The organism is Streptomyces capoamus (genome assembly GCF_014654935.1).
Taxonomy (GTDB): Bacteria; Actinomycetota; Actinomycetes; order Streptomycetales; family Streptomycetaceae; genus Streptomyces; species Streptomyces capoamus.
Window position 1 is genome coordinate 27,370 of record NZ_BNBF01000030.1, and the last position, 4,990, is coordinate 32,359.

Below are 4,990 nucleotides of genomic sequence, written 5' to 3' on the forward strand. Positions count from 1 at the left end.
TGCACCAGGATCGGGATGGACCGGAACAGCCACACGTACCCCCAACTGACGGCGCGGAGCACGGGGTTGGCGGACAGCCGGAACGCGGCGAGCAGGGTGCCGAGGGCGAAGCCGAGGACCATCACCACCGCGGTCAGCCACAGCGTGAGCCACAGCCCGCGCAGGACGGAGTCCGAGGTGAAGTAGTCGGCGACGACGTTCCACTGGAACGCCCGGTTGCGCAGGACGGAGTTGACGGCGAACCCGAGCAGCGCGAGGACGACGGCGGCTGCCGCCCACTGGCCGTAGCGGCGCTGCGGGACGATCCGCGGGGCGTCGGCCGGCTCGGGTATGTCCGATGCGGCGGGGATCTTGGCGAGGGTGTCGGATGACATGCGAAGGCTCCGTGACGCGGTGGTCGAACACGGGTGGTGCCTTCACACGGACGCGCCCGGCGGCGCAGTACGGCCGAGCCCCTCAGCAGGACCGTGCCCCGAGAGTACGGGGGCGTTTCGGTCCGCTGTCAAGGCTGTCCAGAGTGTGAGCAGTCCATCTCGGCTCAGTTGACTCGGAACCGAATGCCTGTTCCACTTGGCCCATGCATCCACAGCAGTGGCTGGTCACCCGCTCCCACATCGACTTCGGTCGCGTGTGGTCCTGTTCCTGTTGAGCTGACCCCCTGCTCGGCCTGCCCGTCGGCAGGCGCGTCTCGCGCTTTCCCGCATCTCGTTCGCCTTCACACGCGCACCCCTCCCCTCGCGCCCCTGCACGCCTTCTGCTGCCAGGAGACCGCCCTCCCATGCGTACGCGCTTCTTGATACCTTTTGTCACCATTACCTCGGCCACCCTGTTCCTCACCGGCTGCGGCTCCGGCGGCACGGACACCACTCCGGTGGCGGCCAAGCCCGCGAAGGTGCCCACCACGGACGTCGTCTCCGCCGTCCGCAAGGACGACTCCGCGGCGAAACTGCTGCCCGCCGGCACGACGAGCCTCACGGTCGCGGTCAGCGTCGGCGGCACCCCGCCCGGCACCACCTACCTCGACGACGGCAAGACCCTGACCGGCCAGGACGTCGACTTCACCCAGGCCGTCGCCCGGGTCCTCGGCATCAAGCTGAAGGTGGAGCAGGCGAGCTTCGAGGCGATCCTGCCCGCCCTGGACAGCGGCAAGTACGACTTCGGCGCGAGCAACTTCGGTGTCACCGACGAGCGCCGCAAGACGATCGACTTCGTCACCTACGTCAACGACGGCCAGGGATTCGCCACCCGCAAGGGCAGCAAGCTGACGAAGGTCACCGACCTGACGCAGCTGTGCGGGCTGAACGTCGCCACCGGCGCGGGCACGACGTTCGAGGCCACGCTGGAGGAGAACAAGCACGTGTGCACCGACGCGGGCAAGAAGGCCTACAAGGTGCAGACGTACGCCGAGTCGAGCGCGATCTGGTCCTCTCTCCAACAGGGCCGCAGCGACATCGTGATGTCCACGATCAACGGCCTGCGCTACGCCGTCGCGCACCAGGAAGGCCTGAAGTTCCTCAACGAATACCACCGCCTGGACGTGGGTTTCGCCTTCAAGAAGGGCACGGATCTGGCGCCGGCCTTCCAGGCGGCGGTGAACAAGCTGCTGTCGGACGGCACCTACGGCCGGATCCTGAAGAAGTGGGGCACGACCGGTTCGGCGATCGAGAAGTCGCGGATCAGTCCCCCGGAACTCAAGAACTGAGAACTCGAGGACTGAGAACTCGAGGACTGAGAACTCGAGGACTGAAACTCAAGGACTGAATCAGCAGCCGTCGCAGGCGCAGCAGCACTCGCAGCCCTCGCAGCAGCCGCAGCAGTCGAAGCAGGAACCGTCGCACGACCGGCAGCAGCCGCCGCGCTTCTTCCGGGACCACGGGCCCTCGTACTCCTCGGCGCAGCACATCCTGCAGGTGCAGCACGACGCGAAGAACATTCCGCAGCCCGCCCAGAAGCCGCGTCCGGCCTTGGCGGGCCCGGGCCGGGAACCGCCGGAACCGGCGCCCCCGCCGTGCGGCCCCTGCGGCGCCGCCGGCCGGTGGGAGGCGCACACCGGGCTCGCGCCGAAGGCGCGGTCCACCGAGCGGCGCAGCTCGTGGACGAGGAGGAGGTGGACGAGTGCGCGGTCGCGGAACTCGGCCTCCCGCAGGGCGAGGCGGATGCCGTGCAGGGCGTCGTCGGCGAGCCGGCGGGCCTCGGCCAGGGGCGTGCCGGTGGCGGTGAGGGGGTTCCAGGCGCCCGACAGGGCGTCGGCCCGCCGGTCCTCCACTGCGTCCAGCAGGTGCGCGAGCCGGCCGAAGAGCCGGCCGGCCTCCGCCAGGGGCCCGGCGTTGCCCGGCCGCCCGGCCAGCAGCGCGGTGTGCGCGAAGGCCGCGGCGGTCGCGGTCTCCGTCGGCTCGGTGACGCGGAGGACCGGCGTGCCGGGACCGGCCAGGGCCTCCAGACCGGGCTGCCGGTCGACGGCGTCGAGCAGGACCGCGGTGTCGAACCCGACCGCCGCCCCGCCGTGCTCCCCGGCCCGTCCCCAGCCGGCGGCGGCCCGGCGCGCGGCGGCGGCGACCGGCCTGCGGGCCAGCAGTCCGTCCCGGTCGGCGACGTGGTCGCGCACCTTCGCGGCGGCGAGCACCAGCGAGACGGCGGCGGCGAGCCGCGCTCCGTCACCCTGTGCGACGGAGGCGGTGCGCATGCCACGCAGCGCACACGGCCCGGCCGTACGCCGGCCACCGCTCACCTGACCGGTCTGAGCCTCTGTCAGGACCGATATCAGCAGGCCGTCGTAGTTCGTCACGATGCGTGCGAACTGGCCGTGGTCGCGGCGCAGGGTCAGGCAGAGCCCGCACAAGTGCGCCATCCAGTCGGCTTTCCCCTGCTCACCGAGCCGGTGGGCGCACGGTCTGACGATTCCGAACACGACATCCCCCGTACTGTGATACGACGTTGGCGTTCACCCGTACGCACCGCGTATCACCCGTCCGCCGCAGACAATCATATTTCACTCTCAGTCAGCAGCCGTATGAGTCGCGCCCCTTGGGGCACAAGGACTCTCGACGGATCCGCTGTGCACCAGTACCGTCACAAACCCCCCGCGCGGCGTCTATCCACTTGGCGAGGCGTCCGCATCATGGATGACCATAGGGATGCGGAAAGCAAGAAAGACCGCTGTGAGAGGAGGCGTCCATGGGATCGGTACGCAAGGCGAGTGCGTGGCTCGGCCTCGTCGACGACAACGATGACGAGCGCTACTACGACGACGACTACTCCGAGGGCACCGAGGCCGGGGACGCCTGGGTCACCGACCCGCGGGTCAAGGTGGCCACGGACACGGCCGAGGACAAGGGCCGCCGGATCGGCACGGTCACCCCGGACAGCTTCCGGGACGCCCGCGCCATCGGCGAGCTGTTCCGGGACGGTGTCCCGGTCATCATGAACCTCACCAACATGGAGCCCGGCGACGCCAAGCGCGTCGTGGACTTCGCGGCGGGGCTCATCTTCGGGCTGCGCGGCTCGATCGACCGGGTCTCGAACCGGGTCTTCCTGCTCACCCCGGCCGACACGGAGATCATCAGCGGTGAGGCGTCCGCCCACCGCTCGGACGGCTTCTTCAACCAGAGCTGAGGCAGGGCCGCGCACCGGCCCCGCCCCGCACCGGGCCTCACCGGAAGGCGTCGAGCCCGGTGAGCGCCTTGCCCAGCACCAGCTGGTGCATCTCGACGGTGCCCTCGTAGGTGAGCACCGATTCCAGGTTGGTCGCGTGCCGCATCACCGGGTACTCCAGGGAGATCCCGTTGGCACCGAGGATCGTCCGCGCCGTACGGCAGATCTCGATGGCCTCGCGGACGTTGTTGAGCTTGCCGAAGCTGACCTGCTCGGGACGCAGGCGGCCGGCGTCCATCCGCCGCCCCAGATGGTGGGCGAGCAGGATCCCCTTGTGCAGCTCGACCGCCATGTCGGCGAGCTTGGCCTGGGTGAGCTGGAAGCCGCCGATGGGCCGCCCGAACTGCTCCCGTGACCGCGCGTAGTCGAGGGCCGCCTCGAAGCTGCTGCGCGCCGCGCCCATCGCACCCCAGACGATGCCGTAGCGGGCGTGCGAGAGGCAGCTGAGCGGTCCGCGCAGCCCGGTGACCCCGGGGAGGACGGCCGTGCCGGGCAGCCGTACGTCGTCCAGGACGAGTTCGCTGGTGACCGAGGCGCGCAGGGACCACTTGTGCTTGATCTCCGGCGCGGAGAAACCGGGGGCGTCGGTGGGGACGGCGAATCCGCGGATGCCCTCCTCCGTCTGCGCCCACACGACGGCCACCCCGGCGACCGAGCCGTTGGTGATCCACATCTTGCGTCCGTTGAGCACCCAGTCGTCGCCGTCGCGCTTGGCGTGGGTGCGCATGGCGGCGGGGTCCGAGCCGTGGTCGGGTTCGGTCAGCCCGAAGCAGCCGATCACCTCGCCGGCCGCCATCCGCGGCAGCCACTCCCGCTTCTGCTCCTCGCTGCCGAACCGGTGGATCGCGTACATCGCGAGCGAGCCCTGCACGGAGACCAGCGAGCGGATGCCGGAGTCGGCCGCCTCCAGTTCCAGGCAGGCCAGGCCATACTGCACGGCGCTCGCGCCCGCGCAGCCGTACCCGGTGAGCGACATGCCGAGCGCGCCGAGCGAGCCCAGTTCGCGCGCGAGGTCGCGGATGCCGGGCAGCTCGCCCTTCTCGTACCAGTCGGCGATGTGCGGCAGCACCCGGTCTGCGGCCCAGCTGCGGACGGTGTCCCGGACGGCCAGGTCTTCCGGCTCCAGCAGGTCGTCGATCCCGAGCGGGTCGGCGGCATCGAACGGGGGCAGCTTCGCGGACGCGGACATGGAACACCCTCCGGAACAGGAGACGTCGACAAAACTAGCAGCGCTAGTCGCAGCTTCCCGGCCGACGTTACGGTGCGGTGTCCCGCACGTCCAGAGGAGGTCAGGCGGTGACCCGGGGCTTGCCGGCCGCCGTCTGTGCCTCCCGGGGCG

At 70.4% G+C, this 4,990-nt stretch carries 5 protein-coding genes; 2 read left to right on the forward strand and 3 right to left on the reverse strand.

What is annotated here, in order from left to right; all coding sequences use genetic code 11:
• The coding region (locus IE312_RS42970; RefSeq protein WP_229900724.1) for an ABC transporter permease subunit at positions 1 to 374 on the reverse strand (374 nt) is incomplete at its 3' end.
• 404 nt (positions 375 to 778) lie between these two features.
• On the opposite strand from IE312_RS42970, the gene IE312_RS33055 reads away from it, so the two are divergent.
• Positions 779 to 1,702: an ABC transporter substrate-binding protein gene (locus IE312_RS33055; protein WP_189985918.1), complete on the forward strand. Its 924-nt coding sequence runs from the start codon at positions 779 to 781 to the stop codon at positions 1,700 to 1,702.
• A 60-nt stretch (positions 1,703 to 1,762) separates the two neighbouring features.
• Here IE312_RS33055 and IE312_RS33060 read toward each other — a convergent pair whose 3' ends face one another.
• Positions 1,763 to 2,908, reverse strand: a complete 1,146-nt coding sequence (locus IE312_RS33060) for a DUF5685 family protein (protein ID WP_189985919.1) — start codon at positions 2,906 to 2,908, stop codon at positions 1,763 to 1,765.
• Positions 2,909 to 3,174: 266 nt separating this feature from the next.
• Between IE312_RS33060 and IE312_RS33065 the strand changes: the two genes are divergently transcribed.
• Positions 3,175 to 3,612, forward strand: coding sequence for a cell division protein SepF (locus IE312_RS33065; protein WP_014671805.1), 438 nt, complete (start codon positions 3,175 to 3,177; stop codon positions 3,610 to 3,612).
• A 37-nt stretch (positions 3,613 to 3,649) separates the two neighbouring features.
• Here the strand turns inward: IE312_RS33065 and IE312_RS33070 are convergent, their stop codons facing one another.
• Positions 3,650 to 4,840 (reverse strand): acyl-CoA dehydrogenase family protein, encoded by a 1,191-nt coding sequence (locus tag IE312_RS33070; protein ID WP_189985920.1) that lies wholly within the window; start codon positions 4,838 to 4,840, stop codon positions 3,650 to 3,652.
• Positions 4,841 to 4,990: the final 150 nt, after the last annotated feature.